The organism is Nocardioides phosphati (genome assembly GCF_014646375.1).
Taxonomy (GTDB): domain Bacteria; phylum Actinomycetota; class Actinomycetes; order Propionibacteriales; family Nocardioidaceae; genus Nocardioides; species Nocardioides phosphati.
Window position 1 is genome coordinate 24,375 of record NZ_BMNI01000008.1, and the last position, 26,058, is coordinate 50,432.

At 71.2% G+C, this 26,058-nt stretch carries 23 protein-coding genes and 1 riboswitch; of the genes, 9 read left to right on the forward strand and 14 right to left on the reverse strand.

Annotated elements, in window-relative coordinates:
* Positions 1 to 20: 20 nt before the first annotated feature.
* Positions 21 to 1,301: an aspartate aminotransferase type Ic gene (locus tag IEX47_RS14065; protein ID WP_188784648.1), complete on the forward strand. Its 1,281-nt coding sequence runs from the start codon at positions 21 to 23 to the stop codon at positions 1,299 to 1,301.
* Between the two features lie 76 nt (positions 1,302 to 1,377).
* Positions 1,378 to 2,391 carry an adenosine deaminase gene (locus tag IEX47_RS14070; protein ID WP_188784649.1) on the forward strand — a complete coding sequence of 338 codons (1,014 nt, stop codon included), beginning with the start codon at positions 1,378 to 1,380 and terminating at the stop codon, positions 2,389 to 2,391.
* 7 nt (positions 2,392 to 2,398) lie between these two features.
* On the opposite strand, the gene IEX47_RS14075 is transcribed toward IEX47_RS14070, so the two are convergent.
* The 5 genes from IEX47_RS14075 to IEX47_RS14095 all read right to left on the reverse strand — a co-directional run bounded on the left by IEX47_RS14075 (position 2,399) and on the right by IEX47_RS14095 (position 6,258).
* Positions 2,399 to 2,794, reverse strand: a complete 396-nt coding sequence (locus IEX47_RS14075; protein WP_188784650.1) for a cold-shock protein — start codon at positions 2,792 to 2,794, stop codon at positions 2,399 to 2,401.
* A gap of 70 nt (positions 2,795 to 2,864) precedes the next feature.
* A complete protein-coding gene (locus tag IEX47_RS14080) occupies positions 2,865 to 3,551 on the reverse strand; it encodes an HAD family hydrolase (protein ID WP_373289231.1) in 687 nt (228 codons plus the stop codon).
* The gene (locus IEX47_RS14085; RefSeq protein ID WP_188784652.1) at positions 3,544 to 4,332 is read right to left on the reverse strand and encodes a hypothetical protein; all 789 of its coding nucleotides are present in this window, start codon (positions 4,330 to 4,332) and stop codon (positions 3,544 to 3,546) included. The genes IEX47_RS14080 and IEX47_RS14085 overlap by 8 nt, the downstream gene beginning before the upstream one ends.
* 94 nt (positions 4,333 to 4,426) lie before the next feature.
* Entirely contained in the window at positions 4,427 to 5,293 is an 867-nt protein-coding gene (locus IEX47_RS14090) for an ABC transporter permease subunit (protein WP_188784653.1), read from the reverse strand.
* Complete coding sequence (locus tag IEX47_RS14095; protein ID WP_188784654.1) at positions 5,290 to 6,258, reverse strand: ATP-binding cassette domain-containing protein; 969 nt, start codon at positions 6,256 to 6,258, stop codon at positions 5,290 to 5,292. The genes IEX47_RS14090 and IEX47_RS14095 overlap by 4 nt, the downstream gene beginning before the upstream one ends.
* Positions 6,259 to 6,377: 119 nt before the next feature.
* On the opposite strand from IEX47_RS14095, the gene IEX47_RS14100 reads away from it, so the two are divergent.
* The 3 genes from IEX47_RS14100 to IEX47_RS14110 all read left to right on the forward strand — a co-directional run bounded on the left by IEX47_RS14100 (position 6,378) and on the right by IEX47_RS14110 (position 11,643).
* Positions 6,378 to 8,318 carry a helicase-associated domain-containing protein gene (locus IEX47_RS14100; protein WP_188784655.1) on the forward strand — a complete coding sequence of 647 codons (1,941 nt, stop codon included), beginning with the start codon at positions 6,378 to 6,380 and terminating at the stop codon, positions 8,316 to 8,318.
* 206 nt (positions 8,319 to 8,524) lie between these two features.
* Entirely contained in the window at positions 8,525 to 10,165 is a 1,641-nt protein-coding gene (locus IEX47_RS14105; protein WP_188784656.1) for a DNA repair helicase XPB, read from the forward strand.
* Positions 10,166 to 10,236: 71 nt separating this feature from the next.
* Positions 10,237 to 11,643, forward strand: a complete 1,407-nt coding sequence (locus IEX47_RS14110; protein ID WP_188784657.1) for a hypothetical protein — start codon at positions 10,237 to 10,239, stop codon at positions 11,641 to 11,643.
* Between the two features lie 46 nt (positions 11,644 to 11,689).
* Here IEX47_RS14110 and IEX47_RS14115 read toward each other — a convergent pair whose 3' ends face one another.
* The gene (locus IEX47_RS14115; RefSeq protein ID WP_229662888.1) at positions 11,690 to 12,418 is read right to left on the reverse strand and encodes a GntR family transcriptional regulator; all 729 of its coding nucleotides are present in this window, start codon (positions 12,416 to 12,418) and stop codon (positions 11,690 to 11,692) included.
* A gap of 121 nt (positions 12,419 to 12,539) precedes the next feature.
* On the opposite strand from IEX47_RS14115, the gene IEX47_RS14120 reads away from it, so the two are divergent.
* Positions 12,540 to 13,166, forward strand: coding sequence for an alpha-ketoglutarate-dependent dioxygenase AlkB (locus tag IEX47_RS14120; RefSeq protein ID WP_188784658.1), 627 nt, complete (start codon positions 12,540 to 12,542; stop codon positions 13,164 to 13,166).
* 195 nt (positions 13,167 to 13,361) lie between these two features.
* Here IEX47_RS14120 and groL read toward each other — a convergent pair whose 3' ends face one another.
* On the reverse strand, positions 13,362 to 14,993 hold the full coding sequence (gene groL / locus IEX47_RS14125) for a chaperonin GroEL (RefSeq protein ID WP_107698731.1): 1,632 nt from the start codon (positions 14,991 to 14,993) through the stop codon (positions 13,362 to 13,364).
* A gap of 289 nt (positions 14,994 to 15,282) precedes the next feature.
* Between groL and IEX47_RS14130 the strand changes: the two genes are divergently transcribed.
* Complete coding sequence (locus IEX47_RS14130; protein ID WP_188784659.1) at positions 15,283 to 17,532, forward strand: calcium-binding protein; 2,250 nt, start codon at positions 15,283 to 15,285, stop codon at positions 17,530 to 17,532.
* On the opposite strand, the gene IEX47_RS14135 is transcribed toward IEX47_RS14130, so the two are convergent.
* Genes IEX47_RS14135 through IEX47_RS14145 form a run of 3 tightly spaced genes read right to left on the reverse strand, consistent with a single transcriptional unit; the run spans position 17,529 to position 20,836 of the window.
* Complete coding sequence (locus tag IEX47_RS14135; protein ID WP_188784660.1) at positions 17,529 to 18,359, reverse strand: SGNH/GDSL hydrolase family protein; 831 nt, start codon at positions 18,357 to 18,359, stop codon at positions 17,529 to 17,531. The genes IEX47_RS14130 and IEX47_RS14135 overlap by 4 nt on opposite strands.
* Positions 18,360 to 18,410: 51 nt before the next feature.
* On the reverse strand, positions 18,411 to 19,412 hold the full coding sequence (locus IEX47_RS14140; protein WP_188784661.1) for a cytochrome d ubiquinol oxidase subunit II: 1,002 nt from the start codon (positions 19,410 to 19,412) through the stop codon (positions 18,411 to 18,413).
* Complete coding sequence (locus IEX47_RS14145; RefSeq protein WP_229662889.1) at positions 19,412 to 20,836, reverse strand: cytochrome ubiquinol oxidase subunit I; 1,425 nt, start codon at positions 20,834 to 20,836, stop codon at positions 19,412 to 19,414. Before IEX47_RS14145 ends, IEX47_RS14140 begins: the two co-directional genes overlap by 1 nt.
* A gap of 169 nt (positions 20,837 to 21,005) precedes the next feature.
* Between IEX47_RS14145 and IEX47_RS14150 the strand changes: the two genes are divergently transcribed.
* Together IEX47_RS14150 and IEX47_RS14155 are read left to right on the forward strand one after the other, a co-directional pair.
* Positions 21,006 to 22,214, forward strand: a complete 1,209-nt coding sequence (locus IEX47_RS14150) for a DUF2157 domain-containing protein (RefSeq protein ID WP_188784662.1) — start codon at positions 21,006 to 21,008, stop codon at positions 22,212 to 22,214.
* On the forward strand, positions 22,211 to 22,768 hold the full coding sequence (locus IEX47_RS14155; RefSeq protein WP_188784663.1) for a GDYXXLXY domain-containing protein: 558 nt from the start codon (positions 22,211 to 22,213) through the stop codon (positions 22,766 to 22,768). The genes IEX47_RS14150 and IEX47_RS14155 overlap by 4 nt, the downstream gene beginning before the upstream one ends.
* A 120-nt stretch (positions 22,769 to 22,888) precedes the next feature.
* On the opposite strand, the gene IEX47_RS14160 is transcribed toward IEX47_RS14155, so the two are convergent.
* The 4 genes from IEX47_RS14160 to IEX47_RS14175 form a co-directional block, all read right to left on the reverse strand.
* Positions 22,889 to 23,167: a MoaD/ThiS family protein gene (locus IEX47_RS14160; RefSeq protein WP_188784664.1), complete on the reverse strand. Its 279-nt coding sequence runs from the start codon at positions 23,165 to 23,167 to the stop codon at positions 22,889 to 22,891.
* 19 nt (positions 23,168 to 23,186) lie between these two features.
* A complete protein-coding gene (gene thrC, locus IEX47_RS14165) occupies positions 23,187 to 24,464 on the reverse strand; it encodes a threonine synthase (RefSeq protein WP_229662890.1) in 1,278 nt (425 codons plus the stop codon).
* Positions 24,465 to 24,475: 11 nt separating this feature from the next.
* Positions 24,476 to 24,606: riboswitch (SAM riboswitch) on the reverse strand.
* A 43-nt stretch (positions 24,607 to 24,649) separates the two neighbouring features.
* The gene (gene otsB / locus IEX47_RS14170) at positions 24,650 to 25,489 is read right to left on the reverse strand and encodes a trehalose-phosphatase (protein WP_188784666.1); all 840 of its coding nucleotides are present in this window, start codon (positions 25,487 to 25,489) and stop codon (positions 24,650 to 24,652) included.
* Positions 25,490 to 25,544: 55 nt separating this feature from the next.
* Positions 25,545 to 26,057: a LytR C-terminal domain-containing protein gene (locus tag IEX47_RS14175; RefSeq protein WP_188784667.1), complete on the reverse strand. Its 513-nt coding sequence runs from the start codon at positions 26,055 to 26,057 to the stop codon at positions 25,545 to 25,547.
* Position 26,058: the final 1 nt, after the last annotated feature.

Sequence of the window (26,058 nt, forward strand, 5' to 3'; positions counted from 1 at the left end):
CGCGTGGAAACATGGGGCCCGTGACCGAGCAGAAGCCCCTCGCCGACCGCAGCCCCGACGAGCTCGCCGCGTTCCTCGCCGAGCAGAAGGCGGCGTACGACGCGCTGCAGGCCCGTGGCCTGAAGCTCGACCTCACGCGTGGCAAGCCCGCGCCCGAGCAGCTGGACCTGTCCAACGCCCTGCTCACACTGCCGACGACGTACAAGGACGCCGACGGGGTCGACGTCCGCAACTACGGCGGGCTCGAGGGCATCCGCGAGATCCGGGAGATGTTCGCCGAGCTGCTGTGGTGCGAGCCGTCGCAGATCGTGGCGGGTGGCAACGCCTCGCTGGTGATGATGCGCGAGGTGCTGACCGACCTGTGGCTGCATGGGGCCGTCGACGGCGAGAAGCCGTGGGGCCAGGAGGAGAAGGTCACCTTCATCTGCCCGGTCCCGGGCTACGACCGCCACTTCACGCTGCTCGAGTGGTTCGGCATCGACACCGTCACCGTCGCGATGAACGCCGACGGCCCCGACATGGACGAGGTCGAGCGCCTCGCGGCGGCCGACCCGAGCATCAAGGGCATCTGGATCGTGCCGACGTACGCCAACCCGACGGGCTCTGTCGTCACGCAGGAGGTCGCCGCGCGCCTCGCGTCGATGCCGACCGCCGCGCCGGACTTCAAGATCCTGTGGGACAACGCCTACGCGCTGCACCACCTGACCCAGGACGAGGCCAAGACGGCCGACATCATCGGCCTCTGCTCGGCCGCGGGCCACCCGCACCGCCCGATCCAGTTCGCCTCGACCTCGAAGATCACCTTCGCGGGCGCCGGCGTCGCCTTCCTGGCCGCCTCGGTCGAGAACGTGACGTGGTACACCACCCACCTCGGCAAGGGCGCGATCGGGCCCGACAAGGTCAACCATCTGCGCCACGTGGAGTTCTTCGGCTCCGCTGACGGGGTGCGCCAGCACATGGCCAAGCACCGCGACATCCTCGCGCCGAAGTTCGCGGCCGTGCTCTCGGTGCTCGAGGAGAAGCTCGGTGGTCTCGACGTGGCCACGTGGACCGACCCGACGGGTGGCTACTTCGTCTCCCTCGACGTCCTCGACGGGACGGCCTCGCGCGTCGTGCAGCTCGCCAAGGACGCCGGCATCGCGCTGACGCCCGCCGGTGCGTCGTTCCCGGGCGGCAACGACCCGCGCGACCGCAACATCCGTCTCGCGCCGTCGTTCCCGTCGCTGGAGGCGGTGCGCGACACGATGGAGGCCGTCGCCACCTGCGTACTGCTCGCCTCCGCGGAGAAGCTCGGCGCCTGACAACGATCAGACAACGAACGGGCCGTCCCCTCCGGGGACGGCCCGTTTCGGTCATCGGGGCCGGTAGGTTCCCGTCATGGCGCGGCCGCTCGACGTACTCCCGAAGGCGCACCTCCACCTGCACTTCTCCGGGTCGATGCGGCACTCCACGCTCCTCGAGCTCGCGGAGCGTGACGGCATCGCGCTCCCCGACGCGCTGGTCGAGGAGTGGCCGCCCCGGCTGTCCGCCGCGGACGAGAAGGGCTGGTTCCGCTTCCAGCGCCTCTACGACGTCGCACGCTCCGTCCTCCGGACCGAGGACGACGTACGCCGGCTGGTGCGGGAGGCCGCCGAGGACGACGCCCGCGAGGGTGGGCGCTGGCTGGAGATCCAGGTCGACCCGTCGGGCTACGCGGCGCGCTTCGGCGGGATCACGGCGTTCACGGACCTCGTGCTCGACGCAGTCGCGGCGGCGTCGAGCGAGACCGGCGTCGGCATGGCCGTGGTGGTCGCGGCCAACCGCACGCGGCACCCGATGGACGCACGGACCCTGGCCCGCCTCGCCACGCAGTACGCCGGGCGGGGAGTCGTCGGCTTCGGGCTCTCCAACGACGAGCGGCGCGGGTCGACGTCCGAGTTCGCGCCGGCGTTCCGGATCGCGGAGCGCGCCGGGCTGCTGCTCGCGCCCCACGGCGGCGAGCTGCGCGGAGCCGACAACATCCGCGCCTGTCTCGACGAGCTGCGCGCCGACCGGCTCGGCCACGGCGTCCGCAGCGCGGAGGACCCGGCGCTCCTCGAGCGGATCGCGGCCTCGGGCGTGACGCTCGAGGTCTGCCCGGTCTCCAACGTCGCCCTCGGCGTCTACTCCGACCTCACCTCGGTGCCGCTCCCCCAGCTCCTGGCCGGCGGGGCGCAGATCGCCCTGGGCGCGGACGACCCGCTGCTCTTCGGCTCACGCCTCGAGGGGCAGTACGCCACGATGCGTGCCGCGCACGGGCTCAGCGACGAGACGATGGCGGAGCTGGCCCGGATGTCGTTCGGGGGCTCGCGGGCTCCCTCGGACCTGGTCAGCCGGGCGATGAAGGACATCGACGCCTGGCTGGCGTCCTAGGGCGGGCTCAGAGCTCCAGCTCGTCGGCGAGCGCGCGCAGCGCCTTGGCGACCGGACGGACCGCCTTGGGGTCGGGACGGCGGCCGTGGCGGTAGCCCTCACCGATGCCGTCGAGCAGCACGATGAGGTCCTCGATGATGGTCGCCATCTCGTCGGGCTTCTTGCGCTGCGCGTCGCGCTGGTTGCGCGCGACCGAGGCAGGGGCGTCGATGACGCGCACCTGCAGCGCCTGGTCGCCACGACGGCCCTGGGCGATGCCGAACTCGACGCGGGTGCCGTTCTTGAGCGAGGTCACGCCCTCGGGCAGCGCCTCGGCGTGGACGTAGACGTCCGGCCCGCCGTCGTACGACAGGAAGCCGAAGCCCTTCTCGGCGTCGTACCACTTCACCTTGCCAACGGGCACTGCTCTGACCTCTTCCGTGCGCTGCTTGCGCCCCCGGCGGGGCGCGACGCCCAAGGGTAGTGGGCGCCGCTCAGCGCTGCGAGCCGGTTTGCCCCGCGAGGTGGCCGGCCAGCCAGGCGGGGAACGCCGTCAGGTCCTCGAGTACGACGTGGGTGCCGGCCGCCTCGAGCTCGTCGCGCGTGCAGCCGCCGGTGAGGACGGAGACGCTCGTGACGCCGGCGGCGAGCGCGCCCTCGACGTCGTGGACGTGGTCCCCGACGTAGACGCTGGCGCTCTCGCGCTGCAGCACCTCGGCCTTGCCGACGCCCCAGACCCACCCCTCGAGGTGGTCGATGTCGAAGCCGAGGTGGTCGACGTGGAGCTGGGCGTTGGGCGCGAACTTGCCGGTCACCAGCACGACGCGGCCACCCGCCGCACGCACGGCCGCGATGGCCTCGTGGGCGCCCGGGAAGGCAGGCGTGGCGTGGACCGCGTGCTCGGGGTAGATCGCGCGGAACCGGTCACCCGCGGCCGGGATCTCGTCGGCCGGCAGGTGGTCGGCGAGGAGGTGCTCCAGCGGCGGGCCGAGGCGGGCGGTCATCTCCGCGGTCGGGAAGGCGATGCCGAGCTCGTCGCCCAGGGCCACCAGCGTCGCGGCGAAGCCGGCACGGGTGTCGATGAGCGTCATGTCGAGTTCGAACCCGACGACGAGCCGCTCGGGGCTCGTCGCCGGGTCGGCGCCGATAGACGCATCGGCAACGTGCTCCCGTTCAACCACTTGTACCGACGGAGTAGGTCACACTTGAGGTTCGATTGTCATACGAGCTACACAGCACCTGGCCCAAGGGCATTGTTCGGGTTCCCGTGCACGAGTCCGTCGGGACCACAGTGCGCATTCGAAAGACTGGCTTTTCCCCCCGCTTGACCTTCACAACCCGCTCCATCGTGAGGTGGTTGATCTTGGCAAGCCGGTTGGCATGAAAATGGCCCTGGGTCCCCGAATGCGAGACAGTGAGGGACGCACGACTGTCACAGAAATTGACAGACCCGGCGTCCATAGCAGCACTCACGAACGGCCAAGGTGTCGACAGCGTGAGTCGTAGCTTGTGACACCCATCATCCTTCGCGGCAATCGACTTGGAGTCGTAGAAGTCCACGATCGTCGCATTGCGAGTTGTCAGATAGAAGTCTGCCCATGCGCCTCGATCGGTGCCCGAGTGATCAGTGACATCGACGTCCACGTCTACAAGGTAGAAATCGTATCCCTTTAGCCCATCGAGAATGTGATACGCGTTGAGGGAGGTCCGCAACGTGCCACGTGCCACCCGATAGCCATACACCTTGAGTGGGTTACACAGTTCCCCGACGTAGATGTCGTTGCACGTATACACCGCGCCGTAGTTCTTGAAAGACCGCTCATAGCGCCCCGATACCGGCCTCTGGCCGACCAACTTCGCTTGCTGGGTCACTTGCACGTCGGCGCTCGCCGAGCCGGTCGGCACCGAGAGGAGTCCCACTGCGACTACTGCCGCGACCGCAAGAAGGCGAAACCGTTGCATGTGAACATCCCCCGAGATCCTCAATTCATTGCCATCCACAGGCAATGGGTGCGGGCATTACATCACATAGGGACCCGGGCGACCTCGGGGGCAACTACGCATCGCGGGTCACGAATGCCGCGAACGCACCTGCCGTGATCAAGGCACTGAAGCCACCGAACACAATCGTCCCTCCCAGGAGGCTTAGCGGGTCACCGAACATCTGACTCGGGTGCTGTAGCCCAAAGGTCCCTCCCGGCAGAGCCCCGAAGGTCTGCATGATCCGCCCGCCAGCATTGAACGGCAGGAATCTCGTGGCATGCTCGTAAACCTTGTTGCCGGAGAATGCGCTGACCATCACGGCAAAGGCCTTCACGAGGGTCTCGATGCCCATCGGCCACAGGAAGAGCATGACCAGGGCGAAGGTCTGGTGACGCACGAGCACCGTTAGCGACATCGCGAGCCAGGTGACGAGCACGCTGTAGAGGACGTGGCGCAGAATCGTGACGAGGATGTCCTCCGCCTCATAGCTGACGTCGATGCCCATGAAGAAGATCGACGCGACCAGCAGCGACAGCAGGCAGCTGGTCACCACGAGCACGACGACCCAGGCGCCCACCACGACGTACTTCGCCGAGAAGACCGCCCAGCGCTGGGGGACGGCGGTGAGCGTCGCGCGGATCATGCCGTGGCGGTACTCGTGGCCCCAGGCGAGGACGCCGACGATGGCCGCGACGAAGGCGACGAGGTAGAACATCGGGTCGACGATCGAGAACTGGGTCATCGCGGCGTCGACGTAGAACTTCGCCATGTCGCCCGAGAGCTGCTGGCCGTTGAGCTCGTCGGTGTGGAGGTTGAGCCGGATCACCAGCGAGGCGATCGCGGTGAAACCGACGCCGACGAAGAGCACGCCGAAGGTCAGCCACCACGTCGAGCGCAGGGTGCGCAGGCGCGTGATCTCGTAGCGGAGTGCGGCGGTCATCGGGGGCCCTCCTGCGGGGTCGTCGGGGGCTTCGGCGCGTGCTGCTCCGGGGCGTGCGCGTTGTACTCCGCGGAGCTGCCGGTGATCTCGAGGAAGGCCTCTTCGAGCGTCGCCTGGTGCGTCGACAGCTCGTGGACGCGGATCGCGTTGTCGAAGGCGAGGTCGCCCACGGCCCGGGCGTCGAGCCCGGTCACGGTGAGCTCGCCCGCGGCGGCCAGCTGGACGCTGCCGACGCCGGCGAGCTTCGCGCCGATGAGCGAGGCCAGCTCGCTCGCCTGCGGGGTGACCACCCGGACGTGGTTGCGGACGCTCATCTTCGTGAAGTCCGCGACCGGCCCGTTGGCGATCATCCGGCCCTTGCCGATGACGACCAGCTCGTCGGCCATCAGCGCCATCTCGGAGAGCAGGTGGCTGGAGACGAAGACCGAGCGGCCGTCGGCGGCGAGCGCCTTGAGCAGCTCGCGGAGCCAGTGGATGCCCTGCGGGTCGAGGCCGTTGGCGGGCTCGTCGAGGATCAGGGTGTGCGGGTCGCCGAGCAGCGCGGCGGCCAGGCCGAGCCGCTGGCCCATGCCGAGCGAGAACGTGCTCGGCTTCTTGCCGGCCACGTCGTGGAGGCCGACCAGGCCGAGCACCTCATCGACCCGGGAGTCGGGGATCCTGTTGGCCGCGGCCAGCATCCGGAGGTGGTTGCGCGCGGAACGCGTCGGGTGGAAGGGCTTGGCCTCCAGCAACGCCCCGACCTCGCGCATCGGCTGCGCGTACGACGTGAACGGCTTGCCGTCGAACGTGCAGGTGCCGGAGCCGTTGTCGAGCCCGAGCATGAGGCGCATCGTGGTCGACTTGCCGGCGCCATTGGGGCCGAGGAAGCCCGTCACGGTGCCCGGGCGGACGTCGAAGGAGAGCCCCGACACGGCCGCCTTCCCGGCGTACGACTTGGCCAGGTTCCTGGCCTCGATCATGGCCATCGCTGGCCCCCTTTCGCGAGCGTCACCGGCGCGCAGGGCGCCCGGCGGTACCGGAGCAGTGTGACGTGCGAGGCCAAGCGTGGGCTGAGAGACGCGCCGCCGAGTAGTTTGGGGCCCAAATGACCGTCCCTTCCGCTCCGCGCTCGCTCGCCGACCAGCTGCGTCGGTGGCCCGAGGAGCGCCTGGCGCACCTGCTGCGCCTCCGCCCCGACCTGGCCACCCCTCCCCCGCAGGACTCCACGCAGCTGGCCTCGCGGGCGGCGACCCGCGCCTCCACGCTGCGGGCGCTCGACCGGCTCACCCTCGCCGACCTGGCGGTGCTCCACGACCTGGTCGGCCGCGGCGCGACCCCGCGGGCAGAGCTCGAGGCCGCGGACTCGGTGGCGCGGCTCGAGGAGCTGGCGCTGGTCTGGGAGGGCGAGGACGGGCTGCGGGCGGTCACGGTCGTCGCCGAGCTGCTCGCGCGCGCGACGGCGCCCGGCGGGCCCGTGCCGGAGCCCGAGCTGGTCACGACTACCCAGTCCCCGACGCTCGTCGCGCGCACGGCCGCGGGCGCGGCGTTCGACGCCGTACGCCGGATCGAGGTGCTGCTCGACCACTGGGGCACCCAGCCGCCGACGCTCCTGCGGACGGGCGGCCTGGGCGTACGCGACCTGAAGACGGCGGCACTGCTGCTCCACGTCGACGAACGCGAGGCTGCCTTCCTCGTCGACGCCGCCGCGTCCGCATCGCTGCTCGCCCCCGGCTCCGTCGGCGAGGCCGACTGCTGGCTCCCCACCGATGCGTACGACGCGTGGTGCCGCCTCGAGGCCGCCGAGCGGTGGGAGCGGGTCGCCCGCGCGTGGCTGGCCTCGCCCCGCACACCCTCGAAGGTCGGTGGCCGCGACCTGGCCGGCAAGGCGGTCAACGCGCTCGCACCCGGGCTCGTCGACCCGCACCAGGTCGACACGCGGCTGGTGACCCTGCAGCAGCTCGCGGAACTGGGCGAGGACACCGGGCTGGCCACCGGCACCGGCCTGCCCTCGCTCGTCGCCCGCGTCCGCTGGCTCCGGCCACGGCGTCCCGCCGACCAGCCTGCCCTCGTGGCGTCCGCCGTCGAGGAGGCGTCGGTGCTCGGGCTCGTCGCCATGGGCGTGCTGACGCCCGCCGCACGCGCGCTGCTCGCCGGCGACGCGGCCGCCGAGGTCCTCGCTCCGCTCCTGCCCGAGCCGCTCGACCACGTGCTGATCCAGGGCGACCTCACCGCGATCGCCCCCGGTCCCCTCCTTCCCGCGCTCGCCGCGCAGCTGCAGCAGGTGGCCGACGTCGAGTCGCGCGGCGGCGCCACCGTCTACCGCTTCTCCGCCTCGTCGATCCGCCGCGGGCTCGACGCGGGCTGGGCCGCGGCGGAGATCCACGACTTCCTCGCGTCGACCTCGCGGACGCCGGTCCCCCAACCGCTGACCTACCTCGTCGACGACACCGCCCGCACCTACGGCACCGTGCGCGTGGGCTACGCCGAGGCGTTCCTCCGCTCCGACGACGAGGCCGCGCTCGCCCACCTCGTCGCCGACCCGAAGGCGGCACCGCTCGGCCTCCGCCTGCTCGCACCGACCGTCGTCATCAGCACGGCCCCGATCGACGTCCTCCTCGCGCGCCTCCGCGACCTCGGCCTGGCCCCGGTGGTCGAGGCCTCCGACGGCACCGTCCACGTCGCCCGCCCCGACTCCCTCCGCTCCCGTACGCCGAAGGCGGTCCCCGCAGGCCGTGACGCCGCCCGCGAGGCCGTCCAGGTCAGCGCCGCCGTCGCCGCCATCCGCACCGGTGACCGCGTCGCCAGCTCGCGCGGCCGCGACGTCATCGCCAACACCCCTGCCGGCGCCCTCGCCGCCCTCCGCGCTGCCATCGAGGGCGGCACCAGCGTCGTCATCGAGTACCTCGACAACCACGGCACCCGCTCCGAGCGCATCGTCGACCCCCACCGCGTCGAGGGCGGCCAGCTCACGGCGTACGACCACCGCAGCGAGGACGAGCGCGCCTTCGCCGTCCACCGCATCGGCTCCGTGCGCCCCACCGACTGACCCGCCGCGACGACGGGAGCGCGCAAGGCGAGGCAGCGACGAGGTGGCGTGGCGGCCGCGCGCAGCGCCGGGGTCGCCCGGCACTTGAGGGTGCTAGCGAGCGCAGCGAGCGAGCCCGAAGCCGGGTGAGGCCGGCGCGGAGTGCGGCCGGCGGGCCGCCCCACGGCACGGTCACCACCCACCACCCCACCAACTAGACTCGCGCGGTGAACGACGGCCCCCTCATCGTCCAGTCGGACAAGACCCTCCTCCTCGAGGTCGACCACCCCAAGGCCCCCGAGGCCCGACGGGCGATCGCGCCGTTCGCGGAGCTCGAGCGGAGCCCGGAGCACATCCACACCTACCGGCTGACCAACCTCGGCCTGTGGAACGCCCGCGCCGCGGGCCACGACGCCGAGCAGGTCGTCGACGCGCTCCTCGCCCACAGCCGGTACGCCGTGCCGCACGCGCTGCTCGTCGACGTCGCCGAGACGATGGCGCGCTACGGCCGCCTCACGCTCGAGAAGGACCCCGACCACGGCCTCGTGCTGCGCAGCACCGACCGCCCGGTGCTCGAGGAGGTCCTGCGGGCGAAGAAGGTCGCCGGCATGCTCGGCGAGCGCATCGATGACGACACGGTTGCCGTGCACGGCTCCGAGCGCGGCAACCTCAAGCAGGCGCTGCTCAAGCTCGGCTGGCCCGCCGAGGACTTCGCCGGGTACGTCGACGGCGAGGCGCACCCGATCGAGCTCGACCAGAGCGACTGGCACCTGCGCCCTTACCAGGCGGAAGCGGCTGAGTCGTTCTGGCACGGCGGCTCCGGCGTCGTCGTGCTCCCGTGCGGCGCCGGCAAGACGCTGGTCGGCGCGGCGGCGATGGCCCACGCCAAGGCGACGACGCTGATCCTCGTCACCAACACGGTCTCCGCGCGCCAGTGGAAGGACGAGCTGGTCAAGCGCACGAGCCTCACCGAGGACGAGATCGGCGAGTACTCCGGCTCCGTGAAGGAGGTCCGGCCGGTCACCATCGCGACGTACCAGGTGCTGACGATGAAGCGGAAGGGCGCCTTCCCGCACCTCGAGCTGCTCGACGCCCGCGACTGGGGCCTCATCGTGTACGACGAGGTGCACCTGCTCCCCGCTCCGATCTTCCGGATGACGGCTGACCTGCAGGCCCGCCGGCGCATCGGCCTGACCGCCACGCTCGTGCGCGAGGACGGCCGCGAGGGCGACGTCTTCTCGCTGATCGGGCCCAAGCGCTACGACGCTCCGTGGAAGGACATCGAGGCGCAGGGCTACATCGCGCCGGCCGACTGCGTCGAGGTCCGCGTGACGCTGCCGCACGGCGAGCGGATCGTCTACGCGACCGCCGAGCCGGAGGAGCGCTACCGCCTGGCCGCCTGCACCCACCACAAGATCGACGTGGTCAAGCGGCTGGTCGAGCAGCACAAGGACCAGCCGACGCTGGTGATCGCGCAGTACCTCGACCAGATCGAGGAGATCGCCGGCGCCCTCGACGCCCCGGTGATCACCGGCGAGACCACGGTGAAGGAGCGGCAGCGACTCTTCGACGCGTTCCGCCACGGCGAGGTCGGGCTGCTCGTGGTCAGCAAGGTCGCCAACTTCTCCATCGACCTGCCCAGCGCCGAGGTGGCGATCCAGGTCTCGGGCTCCTACGGCTCGCGCCAGGAGGAGGCCCAGCGCCTCGGCCGGCTGCTGCGCCCGGGTCGCGACGGCAAGGTCGCGCACTTCTACACGATCGTCAGCCGCGACACCGTGGACGCCGACTTCGCGCAGAACCGCCAGCGCTTCCTCGCCGAGCAGGGCTACGCCTACCGGATCGTGGACGCGGACGACATCGGGGCATGACGTCGGGCGTGACCTCGACGTCCGAGGCCGTTCAGGAGACGTGCGGCGCTGGTCCGGTCTAGCCTCCGCGTGTGAAGCGCGTCCTCCGTCCGACCCTCGCCGGCCTGGTCTGCACGGCGCTCCTGCTCCCGGCCGGCTGCTCGCCGTTCGGTGACGACAAGCCGAAGGGACCGACGTACCCGAAGGCGTGGGATGCGCGGGTGGTGCCCTACGTCAAGCTCGCGGCGAAGCTTCGCCACCTCGAGTTCAAGCACCCGGTGAAGGTCGAGTTCCAGACGCCGAAGGTCTTCGAGAAGGGGCTCGCCGCCGACGAGGACGACCTCGACGCCAAGGACCGCAAGGAGCTCGAGCAGTTCACCGGCATGCTGCGGGCGCTCGGCCTCGTGCACGGCAAGGTGGACCTCTTCAAGGAGCAGGACAAGCTGAACCAGGGCGGCACGCTCGCGTACTACTCCTTCGACGACAAGCAGATCCGCGTGCGTGGCACGCGGATCACCCCGGCGGTGAGGTCGACGCTCGTGCACGAGCTGGTCCACGTCCTCCAGGACCAGAACTTCGACGCCGGTGCCCGCAGCAAGAAGCTCTCCGACGCCGACGACAGCTCCGGCATGGCGTACGACGCGCTGGTCGAGGGCGACGCGCGCCGCATCGAGACGAAGTACGCCGCCCAGCTCGGCCCGAAGGCCCGCCGCGCGCTGCAACGCGACCGGGACCGGCAGACCGACGACGCCGAGGAGTCGATCAAGGGGGTGCCCGAGGTGCTCCAGACGATGATGGGCGTCCCCTACGTCCTCGGCGAGGCGCTGCTGGCGGTCGCGACCCTCGACGGCGAGGACGAGGTCGACAAGCTCTTCCGCAAGCCGCCCACGACGGAGGAGAACCTCGTCGACCCGTTCACGATCACGTGGGACGACGAGCACGCCCGCACGGTGGGCACGCCGACACTGGAGAAGGGGCAGAAGAAGCTCGACAGCGGCACCTTCGAGTCGACCGGATGGCTCTTCACGCTGGCGGCACGGCTTCCGCTGCCGCAGGCGCTGCAGGCGACCGACGGCTGGGGCGGCGACCACTACGTCGCCTACACCGAGGACCACCGCACCTGCGTCAAGGTCCGGTACGTCGGCGACACCGCGCGCGACGCCCACGAGTTGCACACCGCGCTGACCCGGTGGATCGCGCGCGGTCCGGCCGGAACCGCGAGCGTGAAGGAGGTCGGCGACGACGGGCTGCTGTTCACCTCCTGCGACCCGGGCACCGACGCGAAGGGATCCGGGGAGCACTCCGACGCCGCGCTCGAGCTCGCCGTCAGCCGGACCTACGTCGCCCGGAGCCTGCTCCAGCAGGGGTGGCCGCACCGGCAGGGCCGCTGCTTCGCGACCGAGCTGGTCAGCCACTTCACGCCCGCGGAGATCCAGGCGAAGACCGCCTCACCCGAGCTGACCGCGCGCTTCCGCGCTGCGGCGCAACGCTGCCGCTGACCGACGATCCGCTGGTCCGGGCGACGCTCGCGTCAGGACGAGAGCGTCAGACGTCGGTGTACTGCACGTGCGCCGAGTGGAGCGCCGCCACGTAGACGCACCGCGTGACGGCGATGGGCCGGTTGCGGTGCAGCGCGCGGCGGCTGATCTGCAGGACCGGGTCGCCGGGCTCGATGCCGAGCAGCGCGGCCTCGTCGGGCGTGGCCACGGCCGCGGTGAAGACGTCCTCGGCCCAGGTCGGCCGGAGCGCACGGCGGTCGAGGACGGCGTACAGGCTGGCGGGCATGGCGGGCTGGAGGAAGCCGGGGAGCATGACCTCGTTGAGGAACGTGTCCTCGATGCAGATCGCGACGCCGTCGCCGCGGCGTACGCGCTTCCAGCGGATCACCGGGTCGCCGGCGGTGAGGCCGAGGGCGCGCGCGATGCCGGCACCGGCCTTCTCGACGCGGGCGAGCAGCGTGGTGGAGTCGGTGTCGATGCCCCGCCGGCGCATGTCCTCAGTGAAGCCCTGGATGCCGGTGGCGGGCAGCTGCGGCTCGGCCACGAACGTGCCGCGTCCCGGGCTGCGCTCGAGCAGGCCCTCGGCAACGAGGGCGTCGACTGCCTGGCGCACCGTCATCCGCGCCACGCCGAACTGCTGGACGAGCTCGCGCTCGGAGGGAAGGGCCGTGCCGGGGTCGGCGTCGGCGGCGAGGGAGCGCAGGTGGTCGCGGACGAGCACGTACTTCAGCTTGGGCGTACTCGTCATCTGCTGCGCCCCCGACCTCGTTTCCATTTGCAGAGTGTCCTCGATCGGCCCGACGTTGCGGCGCACTCACTGCGGAAATGGCCCAATTGGACTAGGCCACCCCTCGGGGCGATCGAATCTCTGTTCGATCCACTGCTAGCCTGTGGCCATGAGCGTCGAGTTCCAGGGCGACCTGTTCGACCTGGCCTCCGAGGCGTCACTCGGCCGTCTGCGGGGGTCGGTGCAGCGCACCGTCCTCGGCGACGGCGCGTGGGTCGACGTACGCCGCTCATGGGTCCGCGGCGCCAGTGACGTCTTCCGGTCCCTCGTCCGCGACGTCCCGTGGCGTGCCGAGCAGCGCGAGATGTACGACCGCGTGGTCGACGTCCCCCGCCTTGTCCACACGTACGCCGCCGACGACCGCCTCCCCCACCGGCTGCTCACGAGCGCGCGCCAGGCCCTGACGAACCACTACCTGCCCGAGCTGGGCGAGCCCTTCGAGACGGCCGGGTGCTGCTACTACCGCGACGGGCGTGACTCGGTCGCGTGGCACGGCGACCGGATCGGCCGCGGCTCGACCGAGGACACGATGGTCGCGATCCTGTCGTTCGGCGACCCCCGCCGGCTGCTGCTGCGGCCGGAGGCGGGCGGCGCCTCCATCGCCTTCACGATGGGCCACGGCGACCTGCTGGTGATGGGCGGCTCGTGCCAGCGCACCTGGCAGCACGCGGTGCCGAAGGTGGCTGCCTCCGGCCCCCGCATCAGCGTCCAGTTCCGACCCGCCGGCGTCAGCTGACCCACGGGGCGGACGGGGAAAGGCAAAGGGCCCCGGAAGACACCGGGGCCCTTCTGTTCGGCCTGCAGGGTGGAAGCCCCGTTCGGCCGAATACGCCAAGTCTCGCACGCCCGTGGGCCGTGGGTGAAATGCACGAAGGGCCCCGGCCGAAGCCGGAGCCCTTCGCGATGCTCTCGAACGGGTCGAGCAGCCGGATCAGAAGTCCATGCCGCCCATGCCGCCATCGCCACCCGGCATGGCAGCGCCAGCCTTCTCCGGCTTGTCGGCGACGACAGCCTCGGTGGTGAGGAAGAGCGCCGCGATGGAGGCGGCGTTCTGCAGGGCCGAGCGGGTGACCTTGGCCGGGTCGATGATGCCCGCAGCCATCAGGTCGACGTACTCGCCGGTGGCCGCGTTGAGACCGAAGCCGGGCTCCAGGTTGGCGACCTTCTCCGCCACGACGCCGCCCTCGAGGCCCGCGTTGATCGCGATCTGCTTCAGCGGAGCCGAGATGCCGACCTTGACGATGTTGGCACCGGTGGCCTCGTCGCCCTCGAGCTCGAGCTTCTCGAACGCGACCTTGCCGGCCTGGACCAGCGCCACGCCACCGCCGGGCAGGATGCCCTCCTCGACAGCGGCCTTGGCGTTGCGCACGGCGTCCTCGATGCGGTGCTTGCGCTCCTTGAGCTCGACCTCGGTGGCCGCGCCGACCTTGATGACGGCCACGCCGCCGGCGAGCTTGGCGAGGCGCTCCTGGAGCTTCTCGCGGTCGTAGTCGGAGTCCGACTTCTCGATCTCGGCGCGGATCTGGTTGACCCGGCCCTCGATCTGCGCAGCGTCGCCGGCACCCTCGACGATGGTGGTCTCGTCCTTGGTGATGACGACCTTGCGGGCCTGGCCGAGCAGCTCGAGGCCGGTCGACTCGAGCTTGAGGCCGACCTCCTCGGAGATGACCTGGCCGCCGGTCAGGATCGCGATGTCCTGGAGCATGGCCTTGCGGCGGTCACCGAAGCCCGGGGCCTTGACGGCGACGGACTTGAAGGTGCCACGGATCTTGTTGACGACCAGGGTCGACAGCGCCTCGCCGTCCACGTCCTCGGCGAGGATGAGCAGCGGCTTGCCCGACTGCATGACCTTCTCGAGGATCGGCAGCAGGTCCTTGACGTTGGAGACCTTCTGGTTGGCGATGAGGACGTAGGGGTCCTCGAGGACCGTCTCCATGCGCTCCGGGTCGGTCACGAAGTACGCCGAGATGTAGCCCTTGTCGAAGCGCATGCCCTCGGTGAGCTCCAGGTCGATGCCGAACGTGTTCGACTCCTCGACCGTGATGACGCCCTCCTTGCCGACCTTGTCCATCGCCTCGGCGATGGCCTCGCCGACGGTGGCGTCGCCACCGGCGGAGATGGTCGCGGTGGCCGCGATCTGCTCGCGGGTCTCGACGTCCTTCGCCTGCGCGAGGAGCTGCTCGGTGATGGCGGCGACAGCCGCCTCGATGCCGCGCTTGAGGCCCATCGGGTTGGCGCCCGCGGCGACGTTGCGGAGGCCCTCGCGGACCAGCGCCTGCGCGAGGACGGTGGCCGTCGTCGTGCCGTCACCGGCGACGTCGTCGGTCTTCTTCGCGACCTCCTTGACGAGCTCGGCCCCGATCTTCTCGTAGGGGTCCTCGAGCTCGATCTCCTTGGCGATCGAGACACCGTCGTTGGTGATCGTGGGGGCGCCCCACTTCTTCTCCAGGACGACGTTGCGGCCCTTGGGACCGAGGGTGACCTTGACCGCGTCGGCGAGGGTGTTCATACCCCGCTCGAGGCCGCGGCGGGCCTCCTCGTTGAATGCAATCAGCTTCGCCATGACTCTGCGATTCCTTCGCCATGAGTTGGTGTGTGGGGACCGTGGCGGGCTGCCCGCGACGGACGATCCTCGCTGCCGGCAGACCCTTCCCGCCGACCACGAGGACCTCAGCTGGCGCCGGGTCCGGTTGTCACTCTCATGTCGAGAGTGCCAGCGTCATGTTTAGCACTCGACCCCTGAGAGTGCAAAGCCCCCGATCGAGTGACACGGGCCGGACGCAGACCTAGGCTGGAGGCCGGTCGGCTCGGCGGCTCGCTCCACGCCGTCGCCGTCCCTTCCGGAGGAAGCCATGTCCGTCCGCCCCCTCCTCCTCCGCGGCCTGACCGCGGTCGCCATCGGCTTCACGCCGGTCTGGCTCGCCTCCCCCGCCCACGCTGCGACGCTCAGCTGCAGTGCCAGTTCCGGCACGCTGAGCGTCAACGCCGCGAACTACGCCTACAACGAGCGGTTCTCCGTCGAGGGGCCCTCGCATCACCTGTGGATCCACGACGGCTCGGGGGCGGTCAACGGCGACGAGTGCGGCGTCGACGTACGGACGGTCAACACGATCGTCGTCAACGCCGACTCCTTCGCCGACGACTGGATCGTCGACGTCAGTTCCGACTGGACCGGCCTCGACGGCACCGACGCGCTGCTCACCCTGCCGGCCGGCCAGTACGACACCGTCAGGTTCGACGGCACCAGCGCGAACGCGCCGGTCACCGTCGACTGGGTCGGCAACAACACCACGTACCAGTTCTCGACGGACGGCGACCTCACGCCCGACATCGCCTTCGACGGCCAGTGGGGCGCCGAGGGCTACGGGTTCCGGGGCGCCACGGGCGGCCACAGCACCGACACCATCGACCTCGGTGGCGTGCCGTTCCAGACCAACGTGCTGACCATCGGCGGCGGCGACGGCAACGACGCCCTCACCGGCTCCGACGGAGCGGACACCATCAGCGGCGGCGCCGGGGACGACCAGCTCGACGGTGGGGCCGGATCCGACACGGTGAACGGCGACGGGGGCGACGACCTGACGTACGGCGGCGACGGCTCCGACGTCGTCATCGACTCGGACGGGGCCGACGCGCTCGACGGCGACCACCCCGGCGGCGAGGACGGCTACGCCGACGTCATCAACGTCCATTGGGACGGCTATCAGGACCTCATCGGCGACGCGACCGCCAGCTTTGACAAGGCGGTCTTCTACACCGATGGCGCCCCGGTCACTGCCAGGCTCAACGGAGTAGCCGACGACGGTGCGTTCGGCGAGGACAACCTGCTCGGAGCCGACTCGGTCCAGACCTTCAACGGCGACGACGAGATCGTCGCCGACGGCTTCCACTCGATCAGCACCGGTGCCGGCAACGACACCGTCGCCCTGGGCGAGAACTTCGACGGCATGCTCGACTGGCAGGCCGGAGACGGCACGGACACCCTCGACGCCTCGAGCTTCAACGGGTCCCTGCACGGATCCTTCTACTCCGGTGGAGCGATGCTGATGACCGAGGGCCTCGCACCGGGCAACATCGACGGAGCTGGCTGGGAGGCTGTCAACGGTGGCCTCGGCAACGACGACTTCAGCGCCGGCTGCGCCTGCACGGTGCGCCCCGGAGCCGGCCACGACACGGTCACGCTCGGGGCGGGCGGCACCTACCTCGCGGGCCTCGTCGGCAACGCGGGCGGTGCCGACGGGCCCGACATCGTGAACGTCGTCGACGGCGAGTCCGGCGTGACCGCGGACTACTCGAACCGGGCCGCCTCCGTGTCGCTCACCATCGACGGCGAGGCGAATGACGGCGCATCCGGCGAAGCCGACACCCTCGGCTTCGGCATCACGCACCTGATCGGGGGCACCGGCAACGACACCCTCGCGGGCAGCAGCGCGGCCGACACCCTCGACGGCTTCGTCGGGGACGACACCCTCCTCGGCCGGGGCGGCAGCGACAGGCTGATCGGCGACGACGGCGCCGACAGGCTGTACGGCGGCTCCGGAGACGACACCGTCCTCGGGCAGGCCGGCGCGGACCGGCTCTACGGGGGTGACGGTGACGACGTGCTCCGCGGCGACTCCTCGACCGGTCCGTACGGAAACGACGTCCTCGACGGTGGAAGCGGCGACGACGACCTCTTCGGCTACGGCGGCAACGACCTCTTCACCGAGGGCACCACGGCCAACGGCTCGGACCTGATCGCCGGCGGTGACGGCACCGACACCGCGTCGTACGCCTCCCGCAGCGCGGCGGTGAAGCTCTCCCTCAATGGCCTGTACGACGACGGGGCGTCGGGCGAGTCCGACCGGATCGGCAGGGACGTTGAGAACCTCACCGGCGGCAAGGGCGCGGACACCCTCACCGGCAGCGACCCGACCACCCCCGGCACAGGTGCCAACGTGCTCACCGGCGGAGCAGGCAAGGACAAGCTCTACGGGCTCGGCGGCAACGACACCTTCCAGACCGTCGACGGCCTCGCCGACGCCCTCAGCGGCGGCAGCGGCACCGACCGCGCCCACCGCGACTCCATCGACACGACGAGCTCCGTGGAGCAGCGCTTCTAGCGGACCAGGGGCACGTGGTGCCCGAGCGGCACCTCGACCTCTCCCCCGAACGCCGCCACGACGCTGGGCAGCATCGCCTTCGCCGTACGCCGGTAGCCCAGCGAGGACGGGTGGAAGCGGTCGACGCTGAACATCTCGTCGGGGTTCGTCACGAAGAACGGACCGGCCATGCGGGCGAGGTCGACCACCCGCGCGCCGAGCGCCAGCGCCGCGGTCCGCTGCGCCGTGGCGAGCTGGCGCGACGCGAGCGAGCCGAGGCTGCGCAGCGGCTGCGGGACGGCCCGGAGCATGCCCAGGTCGGGGCAGGTGCCGACGACGACCTCCGCGCCGCGCTCCTGCAGGCGACGGATCGCCGCCTCGAGGTGGGCCACGCTCTCCGGCACCGGGTGCCGGTGGGTGACGTCGTTGCCGCCGACGACGATCACCGCCACCTCCGGCCGGTACGCCGCCGGCAGGCTGTCGATCTGCTCGGCGAGCTCGCTGGTGTGGTTGCCGACCCGGGCGGCCGTGGTCAGCCGGACCGAGCGGTGGATCCGCTTGGCCGTGCCCTTGGCGAGGCGGGCGCCGAGCGTCTCGGACGGCAGGTCCGCCCCGAGCCCGGCGGCCAGGGAGTCCCCGAGCATGAGGAGGTCGGCCGGGTCACCGAAGCGCTTCTTGTAGACCTTGTCGGCGTTGGGTGCCTGCTCACCCAGCGGCTTGCCGATCACGTCGCGCGCGATCGCGGCCTGGCGGTGGAGCAGCTCGCGGCCGCCGTACGTCAGGCCGCCGACGGCGGCGCCGACCGCTCCGATGACCACGCCTGCACCGATCCAGCCCTCTCGCCTCATGGCTGCTGTTCAACCACAGCCCCGTGAACCGGCACCCAACCGGAGGTGGCCTCAGTGCTTCGTCCAGCGCTCCGTCTGGGTCAGGTACAGCAGGTAGCCCAGGGCCGGCAGCACGATGGCCGCGGCCAGCGCCACCGCGATCGTGAGCGCCTGCAGCGTGGCGGGCGCACCAGCTGCGTCGGCGAAGGTGACCTCGTCGACGAGGATCCACGGGTACTGCGCCACGCCCCATCCGAGCACCACCGTCGCGACCGCAGCAACAGCGGTGAAGCGCGCGAGCCCGTAGGTCCGTCGCGCGATCAGGACGAGGGTCGCGACGCCGGCCACCGCCGACAGGAGCACCAGCGGCAGGGCGCGGCCGGAGAGCCCGTCGTAGAGCGTGGGCGCGTCGTGCATGAGCGGGAACAGACCCGCGAAGACGACGAGGCCGGTCACTGCCCCCACGCCGAGCGTGCGGATCCGGAGCACCTCGGCGAGGTCGGTCTGGTCGGCGCGCGCGGCGTCGGCGACCAGGAACGACCCGGCGAGGAAGGCACACGTGCCGCCCGCGACGAGGCCACCGACGATGCCGGTCGGGTTGAGCCAGGACGTGATCAGGTCGCCGTGGCCCCCGGCGGGCACGCGCCCGGAGGCGATCGCCCCTGCTGCGGCACCGAGGAAGAACGGTGCGACCAGCGACGAGATCCCGAAGACCACACCGAAGAGGCGCGCCTGGCCCAGCGTCGCGGCGTACTTGCGGAAGGCGAAGCTCGCTCCGCGCAGCACGATGCCGAGCAGGCCGAGCATCAGCGGCAGCCACAGCGTCGTCATCGCCGCCGCGAACGCCGTGGGGAACGCCGTCCACCAGGTGACCAGCACGAAGATCAGCCAGACGTGGTTGGCCTCCCAGACCGGGCCGATGCTGTGGTCGATGAGGGTGCGCAGCCGCGCTCCCCCGCGCGCTCCACCGGCGGTGATGTCGAAGAAGCCGGAGCCGAAGTCGGCGCCGCCGAAGACGGCGTACGCGAGGACGCCGACGAAGAGGGCCGCGGCGACGACCGTCTCGATGCCCATCAGTGGGCCGCCGTCGCGTCGTCGAGGTGCGCCGGACCGTACGGCGAGGGGAGGTCGGTCTCGCCCTCGCGCCAGCGGCGCGACATCCCCCGCAGCACGACGTACGCCGCGGCGGTGAGGCCGGCGTACAGCAGGGCCACGCCGCCCAGCGAGAACCAGAGCCACGGGTTGTCGGTGGCCGCCTCCTCGGTGCGCATGATCCCGTAGACGATCCACGGCTGGCGCCCGACCTCGGTGGCGATCCAGCCGAGCTCCATGGTGAGGATCGCGAGCGGGCCGGAGAGCGCCATGAAGCGCAGGAACCAGCGCTTCTCGAGCAGGTCGCGGCCTCCGAGCACCGGGAACCGGCGCCAGCGGAGCAGCCAGTAGCCCGCCACCGCAGCGGCCAGCAGCGACCCGAACGCGACCATCAGCTGGAAGGACCAGCGGGTCATGTTGACCGGCGGCCGGTCGGCCTCGGGCACGGTGTCGAGGCCGGGCACCGGCTTGTCGAAGGAGTTGCGCGCGATCAGGGAGCCGAGCGCGGGGATCTCGAGGTCGCCGTGGACCTTGCCGTCGGAGCCGAGCCAGCCGCCGATCTTCAGCGGGGCGGGCGCCTCCTCGGTCGTCGTCGCCAGCTCGAACGCCGCGAGCTTGGCCGGCTGCGTGTCGGCCAGGCGGAGCCCGAGGACGTGGCCGACGAGCGGCTGCACCAGCGCGAAGATCGTGGCGAACACGAACGGCACCATGAAGCCGAGGCGGTGGTGGGTGTCGCGACGCCCGCGGAGCATGCCCACGGCGTACACGCCGGAGACGGTGAAGCCCACGACGACGAAGGCGGCGACCCACATGTGCGCGAACATCAGGTAGACGCCGTCGTTGAACATCGCCGCCCACGGGTGGACGTCGACGACGCGCGCATCGGGGCCGACCCCGTCGAGCCGGAAGCCTGCCGGGTTGTTCATCCATGCGTTCACCGCGAGGACGCAGAAGGTGCCGACCACGCCCGCGACCGCCATCGGCACGAGCGTGAAGAGGTGGATGCGGGCGGGCAGGCGGCCCCAGCCGTAGAGGTAGATGCCCATGAAGATCGCCTCGACGAAGAAGGCGAGCCCCTCGAAGGCGAACGGCAGGCCGAGCACGTCGCCGAACTTCCCCATGAGACCGGGCCAGAGCAGTCCCATCTCGAAGCTGAGCACCGTGCCGGACACGGCACCGATCGCGAAGAGGACCGCGGAGACCTTCGACCAGCGCTTCGCCAGCTCGAGGGCGGTGGTGTTGCCGCGCAGCCCGAGCCAGTGCATCACGAAGATCATCGAGGGGAAGGCGACACCGAAGCAGGCGAGCACGATGTGCCAGCCCAGCGAGAGCGCCATCTGGTCGCGCGCGGGGAGCAGCCCGCTCGGCGCGTCGGCCGCAGCAGCGGCGAGGAGATCGAGAGCCACGAGGCCGAGGCTACGCAGCGCACCCACCGCACACACCATGACAAGCGTCACCGTCTGGCCGGGGCGCGTCGGACGATCGCGTGGGTCCCGCGGGAAGGGGGTCGAAGGTCCCTCTCCCGTGAGTATCCGCGCCCATGCGTCGGGGCGGTCCCGGGGTCACAGTGACGACATGGACACCTCTGCCCCCGCCGCGGCGACCGAACGCCCGGCCTCACCCGCCCAGCTCGCCTGGCTCACCCGCGAGGCCGCCCGCTGGGCCGCGGACGGCGTGGTGAGCACCGACCAGGCGGCCGCGATCGTGGGCGGCTACCGCGTCGTACGCCGCTGGTCGCTCGCCGCCCTCGGCCTCTGGCTCGGCGCCGGCTTCGTCGGCGTCGGCGTCATCTGGCTCGTCGCCGCGAACCTCGACCGGTTCCCGCCCCTCGGCCGCTTCCTCACGGTGGCGCTGCTCTGGCTCGCCTCCGTCGCCGCCGCCGAGATCGCCGCCCGCAGGATCCGGACCCGTCGCTCGCCGGTCGTCGGCGGACTCCGCGGCCTCGCCGTCCTCCTGTACGGCGGGGTCGTCCTGCAGGCGGCCCAGAGCCTGCAGGTGCCGGCGTTCGACGCGACGCTGATCGGCGTCTGGGCGGCCGGCGCCCTCCTCTACGCGTACGCCGTCCGCGGCCTCGCCCCCTTGGTCGTCGGCATCGTGCTCGGCTCCGGATGGCTGGTGTGGACGCTCGGCGAGCGCGCGGCAGGCCCGTTCGGCGTCCTGCTCGCGTTCGGCGCCCTCGGGGCGGCCGGCTTCGCGCTCGCGCGACTGCACCACGGCCAGGCCGGTGGCTTCGCCGCGACGTGGCGGCTCGCCGGCGCCGTCGGGGCCCTGGCCGCCCTCTTCGTGGCCGCGCTCCCGTGGAACTACGAGCTGACCGACGCCGGCTGGCCCGGGTGGACCGCGATCGCCCTGGCCGTGGGCCTCGCCGCCCTCGCGGCGGCCCGGGCCCGCGGTCTCGACCTGCTCGAGGCCATCGCCGGAGTGCTCGTCCTCGTCCCGGCGCTCGCCGTCGGCGCGTGGTCGAGCCACGCCTCCAGCGACATCGGCGCCGCCGACATCACCCGGGCGGTCGTGGCCGTGGCGGTCTTCGTGGCAGCGGCTGCCGCGGTCGCCGCCATCGGCGTACTCCGTGACGAGCCGCACCTGACGTGGCTCGCCGTGCTCGCGCTGGCCGTCTTCACGACCGTGCAGGCGTTCGCGGTCTTCGCCGAGGTCATCACCGGCGCCTGGCTCTTCGTGGCCCTCGGCATCGTCTTCGCCGCGACCGGCTGGGTGGCGGACCGGGGCCGGCGCGAAATGGCCACGGCACTCGACGTCATCACCGCGGAAGGAACCGACCGATGAGCACCCTCTCCCGCCGTACGACGTGGGTCGTCGTCGCGACCATCGCCCAGCTCCTGCTCGTGCCCGTGGCCGTGTACGGCCAGCTCTCCGCGCGACTCACCGGCGAGGAGCTCCTGCTCCGGGTCGGTCCCGTGGACCCGATCGACCCGCTCCGTGGCGCCTACGTCGACCTCGCCTACCCGGACCTGCAGCCGACCGAGGCGGAACGCAGGGGCTTCGAGGACCACGAGCGCCGGGGCACCCTCTACGTCGTGCTCGAGGAGAACGACGGCCTCATGGTGGCCGGGCGGTTCAGCCACACCCGGCCGGGCCGCGGGACCTACCTCGCCTGCGACGACCGTGAGTGGCGCCTGCGCTGCGGCATCGAGTCGCTCTTCCTCTCCCAGGACGAGGCCGCCCGCGTGCAGCGCGACATCAACCAGAGCGGACTCGCGAACGAGCGCTTCGACGACCAGGGCAACCCGGTCCCGGACGACCGGGACTCGGGCTACGCGGCGCGGATCAAGGTCGACGGTCGGGGCCACGCCGCCGTGGTCGCGCTCGTCAAGCGCTGAGACCTCCCCGCACGAAAGGGTCAGGCTGACGACCTCGCCCGGGATGACACTGCCGAAATGTCAGACGCGGCCACGCTGTCGGGCTGACAGGGTGGCCGCGTCCACGCGTTGCTCGGGCGTTCAGCAGCCGCCGGCGACGGCGGGGATGACCGAGATCTGGGTGTTGTCGGGCGTCGCGGTCGCGAGGTTCTCGAGGAAGCGGACGTCCTCGTTGCCGACGTAGACGTTGACGAAGCGGCGCAGGTCGCCGTTGTCGTCGAGGATGCGCGCCTTGATGCCGGTGTAGCTGGCCTCGAGGTTGTCGAGGACCTCCGCGAGGGTCGCGCCCTCGGTGGTGACCTCGGACTGACCGCCCGTGTAGGTGCGCAGGATGGTGGGGATGCGGACGGAAACGCTCATGGCTGCTGTTAGCTCCTGATCAGATGAGGCCGGAGGCCTTGAAGGCGTCGTACGACGGGTCGATTGTCGCCGCGGCGCCCACCTGGTCGGCGATCGCGTCGAGGGTCTTGAGGCCGTGGCCGGTGTTGATGACGACGGTCTCGAGCGAGGTGTCGAGCTGGCCGGTCTCGACGAGCTTCTTCAGCACGCCGACGGTGGTGCCGCCGGCGGTCTCGGTGAAGATGCCCTCGGTGCGGGCGAGCAGGACGATCGCGTCACGGACCTCGTCGTCGCTGATGTCCTCGACGGCACCGCCGGTCTCGCGGCAGATGTCGAGCACGTAGATGCCGTCGGCCGGGTTGCCGATGGCGAGCGACTTGGCGATGGTGTCCGGCTTGACCGGGCGGATCGCGTCGACGCCGGCCTTGTAGGCGACCGAGACGGGCGAGCAGCCGGTGGCCTGCGCGCCGAAGACCTTGTAGGGCTTCTCCTCGACCAGGCCGAGCTTGATCAGCTCCTGGAACGCCTTGTGCACCTTGGTCAGCTGCGAGCCGGAGGCGACCGGGATGACGATCTGGTCGGGCAGGCGCCAGCCGAGCTGCTCGGCGATCTCGTAGCCCAGCGTCTTGGAGCCCTCGGCGTAGTAGGGGCGGACGTTGACGTTGACGAACGCCCAGCCCTCCTCCTCGCCGGCGATCTCGGAGGCGAGCTTGTTGACGTCGTCGTAGTTGCCGTTCACGGCGACCAGCGAGTCGGTGTAGATCGCGGAGTTGACCTGCTTCGGCTTCTCCAGGTTGGCCGGGATGAAGACCATGGTCTTGATGCCGGCGCGGGCGCCGGCGGCAGCGACGGCGTTCGCGAGGTTGCCGGTCGAGGGGCACGCGAAGACCTTCGCGTGGAGCTCCGTGGCGGCGCTGAGCGCACAGGCGACGACGCGGTCCTTGAAGGAGTTGGTGGGGTTGGTCGAGTCGTCCTTCACCCACAGGTTGTCGATGCCGAGCTCGCGACCGAGGTTGCGCGCCTTCAGCAGACGGGTGAAGCCGGGCTCCATGTTGGGGCTCTGCTCGATGTCCGACGGGACCGGCAGCAGCGCCTTGTAGCGCCAGATGTTGGCCGGGCCGGCCTCGATCTCCTCACGCGTGATCGCGGGGAAGTCGTAGGCGATCTCCAGCGGGCCGAAGCACTCCGGACACGCATAGAAGGGGCCGAGGTCGATCTTGTGGCCACACTCGCGGCACGACAGGTTGGTGGCGTGGCCGAACGCGCCGTCCCGCAGGGCCTGGACGCCGGTTTCAGCAGCAGTCTCTACAACGCTCATGAGGAACCTCCCTCTCATCTTCCCCACGCCGTCTTTCGCCGCGGGCCGGAATTAGCACCGTTTCCACGACTGCCGAAGCAGGGGGTACGTGGCGGTTGCCGGGACTTCGTCGGGCCGTTCCCTCAGTCCCTCTCGATGAGCAGGCACAAGACTACGGGTACGCCGAAGCCGCGCGCCAATCGGTTTCAGGATGCGGCTGCGTCGGCGGCGAGCTTCGCCAGGAAGGTCAGCACCCCGTCGGGACCGGAGACCACGACGTCGCTCAGCGGCACCAGCGCGCTCTCCTCGTCGGAGGCCGAGCAGACCAGCAGCGTGGGCAGCCCCTCCTCGCGCAGCTCGGCGACGGCGTGGAACGCATCGAGGTCGCCGAGGTCGTCGCCGACGAAGCAGAAGCCACCGGCTCCGAGGTCGCGCGCGAGCTTGCGGACGACGTCGCCCTTGTCGGCGCCCGGGGCGCGCACCTCGATGACGTGCCGGCCCGGCTCGACCTTCATGCCGTGGCGCTGCGCCGAGATGGCGAGCTCCGGCAGCAGCAACTGGAACGCCGCGTCGGCGTTGGGCAGGCGGCGGGTGTGCACCGCGACCGCGAGCCCCTTCTCCTCGATGAAGGCGTCGGAGGCGTCGCAGCGACGCAGGATGCGCGGCAGCTCGCCGAGGAACGACGCCAGGCCCTGCGGCGGTCGCGGGCCGATCACCCGGCGGTCGCGCGAGCTCCACCGCTCGTTGCCGTACTGACCGAAGACCTGCAGCTCGCGGCCCTGGTCGGAGAAGGAGGTGCCGACGTCGTCGAGCGAGCCGAGCGCGACCACCTGGCGCGCGGGGCGACCGGTCACGATCACGACCCCGCGGACCTGGGCGGCCAGCGTCAGCAGCACGCCGGGGCCACGCGGGTGGATCCGCGCCTTCTCGGGATCCTCGACGATCGGCGCGAGCGTGCCGTCGAAGTCAAGGCCGACGACGGTCTGCGCCGCGACCCGGGCCAGGGCGGCGTACCGCTGCATGGCGTCCGGCGAGGTGAAGCGCATGGTCCTACTCAACCACGGGACGCGTCACGCACCCGTGGCGGTCGTCACCCGGGGCTCAGCCCTCGACGTACGTGCGGTCGAGGATGACGGTCAGGCGGTCCGGCTTCATGGGGTCGACCGACGGCCGGATCCGGCGGATGCCGAGGTCCTTGCCGAGCAGCTTCGCGGCCTCCTCGAGGCGCGGGCCGTAGTAGACCGTCGGAGCGGGGACGCTGCCGGGCCAGTTGTCGGTGCCGAGCACCTGCCAGCCGAGAGTCGCGGCGTCGGCGGCCGTGCGGGCGGCGAGCTTCTTGATGCTGGAGGTGTTGTAGACCTCGACGTTGACCTCGTTGCGCTGCACCGGCTTGGGAGCGACGGAGGCGGTCGGCGAGACCGAGGTCGTCGGGTGGACCGAGACCGAGGTGGTCGGGTCGGGCGCGGAGACCGGCTCCATGCCACTGCCGGAATCGTGCGTGGCGATGAGGGCGATGCCGGCCATGGCGACGGCGACGACGCTCAGGACCACGACGAACGACGGGGCCGCGGCGCCCTGCTCGTCGCGGACCCTGCGGGAACCGGGGCGGGCCATG

Coding starts and splice junctions, on each gene's coding strand:
- IEX47_RS14070 (WP_188784649.1), top strand. CDS start 1,378: ATGGCGCGGCCGCTCGACGTACTCCCGAAGGCGCACCTCCACCTGCAC.
- IEX47_RS14085 (WP_188784652.1), bottom strand. CDS start 4,332: ATGCAACGGTTTCGCCTTCTTGCGGTCGCGGCAGTAGTCGCAGTGGGA.
- IEX47_RS14090 (WP_188784653.1), bottom strand. CDS start 5,293: ATGACCGCCGCACTCCGCTACGAGATCACGCGCCTGCGCACCCTGCGC.
- IEX47_RS14095 (WP_188784654.1), bottom strand. CDS start 6,258: ATGGCCATGATCGAGGCCAGGAACCTGGCCAAGTCGTACGCCGGGAAG.
- IEX47_RS14100 (WP_188784655.1), top strand. CDS start 6,378: ATGACCGTCCCTTCCGCTCCGCGCTCGCTCGCCGACCAGCTGCGTCGG.
- IEX47_RS14115 (WP_229662888.1), bottom strand. CDS start 12,418: ATGGAAACGAGGTCGGGGGCGCAGCAGATGACGAGTACGCCCAAGCTG.
- IEX47_RS14120 (WP_188784658.1), top strand. CDS start 12,540: ATGAGCGTCGAGTTCCAGGGCGACCTGTTCGACCTGGCCTCCGAGGCG.
- groL (WP_107698731.1), bottom strand. CDS start 14,993: ATGGCGAAGCTGATTGCATTCAACGAGGAGGCCCGCCGCGGCCTCGAG.
- IEX47_RS14130 (WP_188784659.1), top strand. CDS start 15,283: ATGTCCGTCCGCCCCCTCCTCCTCCGCGGCCTGACCGCGGTCGCCATC.
- IEX47_RS14135 (WP_188784660.1), bottom strand. CDS start 18,359: ATGAGGCGAGAGGGCTGGATCGGTGCAGGCGTGGTCATCGGAGCGGTC.
- IEX47_RS14140 (WP_188784661.1), bottom strand. CDS start 19,412: ATGGGCATCGAGACGGTCGTCGCCGCGGCCCTCTTCGTCGGCGTCCTC.
- IEX47_RS14150 (WP_188784662.1), top strand. CDS start 21,006: ATGGACACCTCTGCCCCCGCCGCGGCGACCGAACGCCCGGCCTCACCC.
- IEX47_RS14155 (WP_188784663.1), top strand. CDS start 22,211: ATGAGCACCCTCTCCCGCCGTACGACGTGGGTCGTCGTCGCGACCATC.
- IEX47_RS14160 (WP_188784664.1), bottom strand. CDS start 23,167: ATGAGCGTTTCCGTCCGCATCCCCACCATCCTGCGCACCTACACGGGC.
- thrC (WP_229662890.1), bottom strand. CDS start 24,464: ATGAGCGTTGTAGAGACTGCTGCTGAAACCGGCGTCCAGGCCCTGCGG.
- otsB (WP_188784666.1), bottom strand. CDS start 25,489: ATGCGCTTCACCTCGCCGGACGCCATGCAGCGGTACGCCGCCCTGGCC.
- IEX47_RS14175 (WP_188784667.1), bottom strand. CDS start 26,057: ATGGCCCGCCCCGGTTCCCGCAGGGTCCGCGACGAGCAGGGCGCCGCG.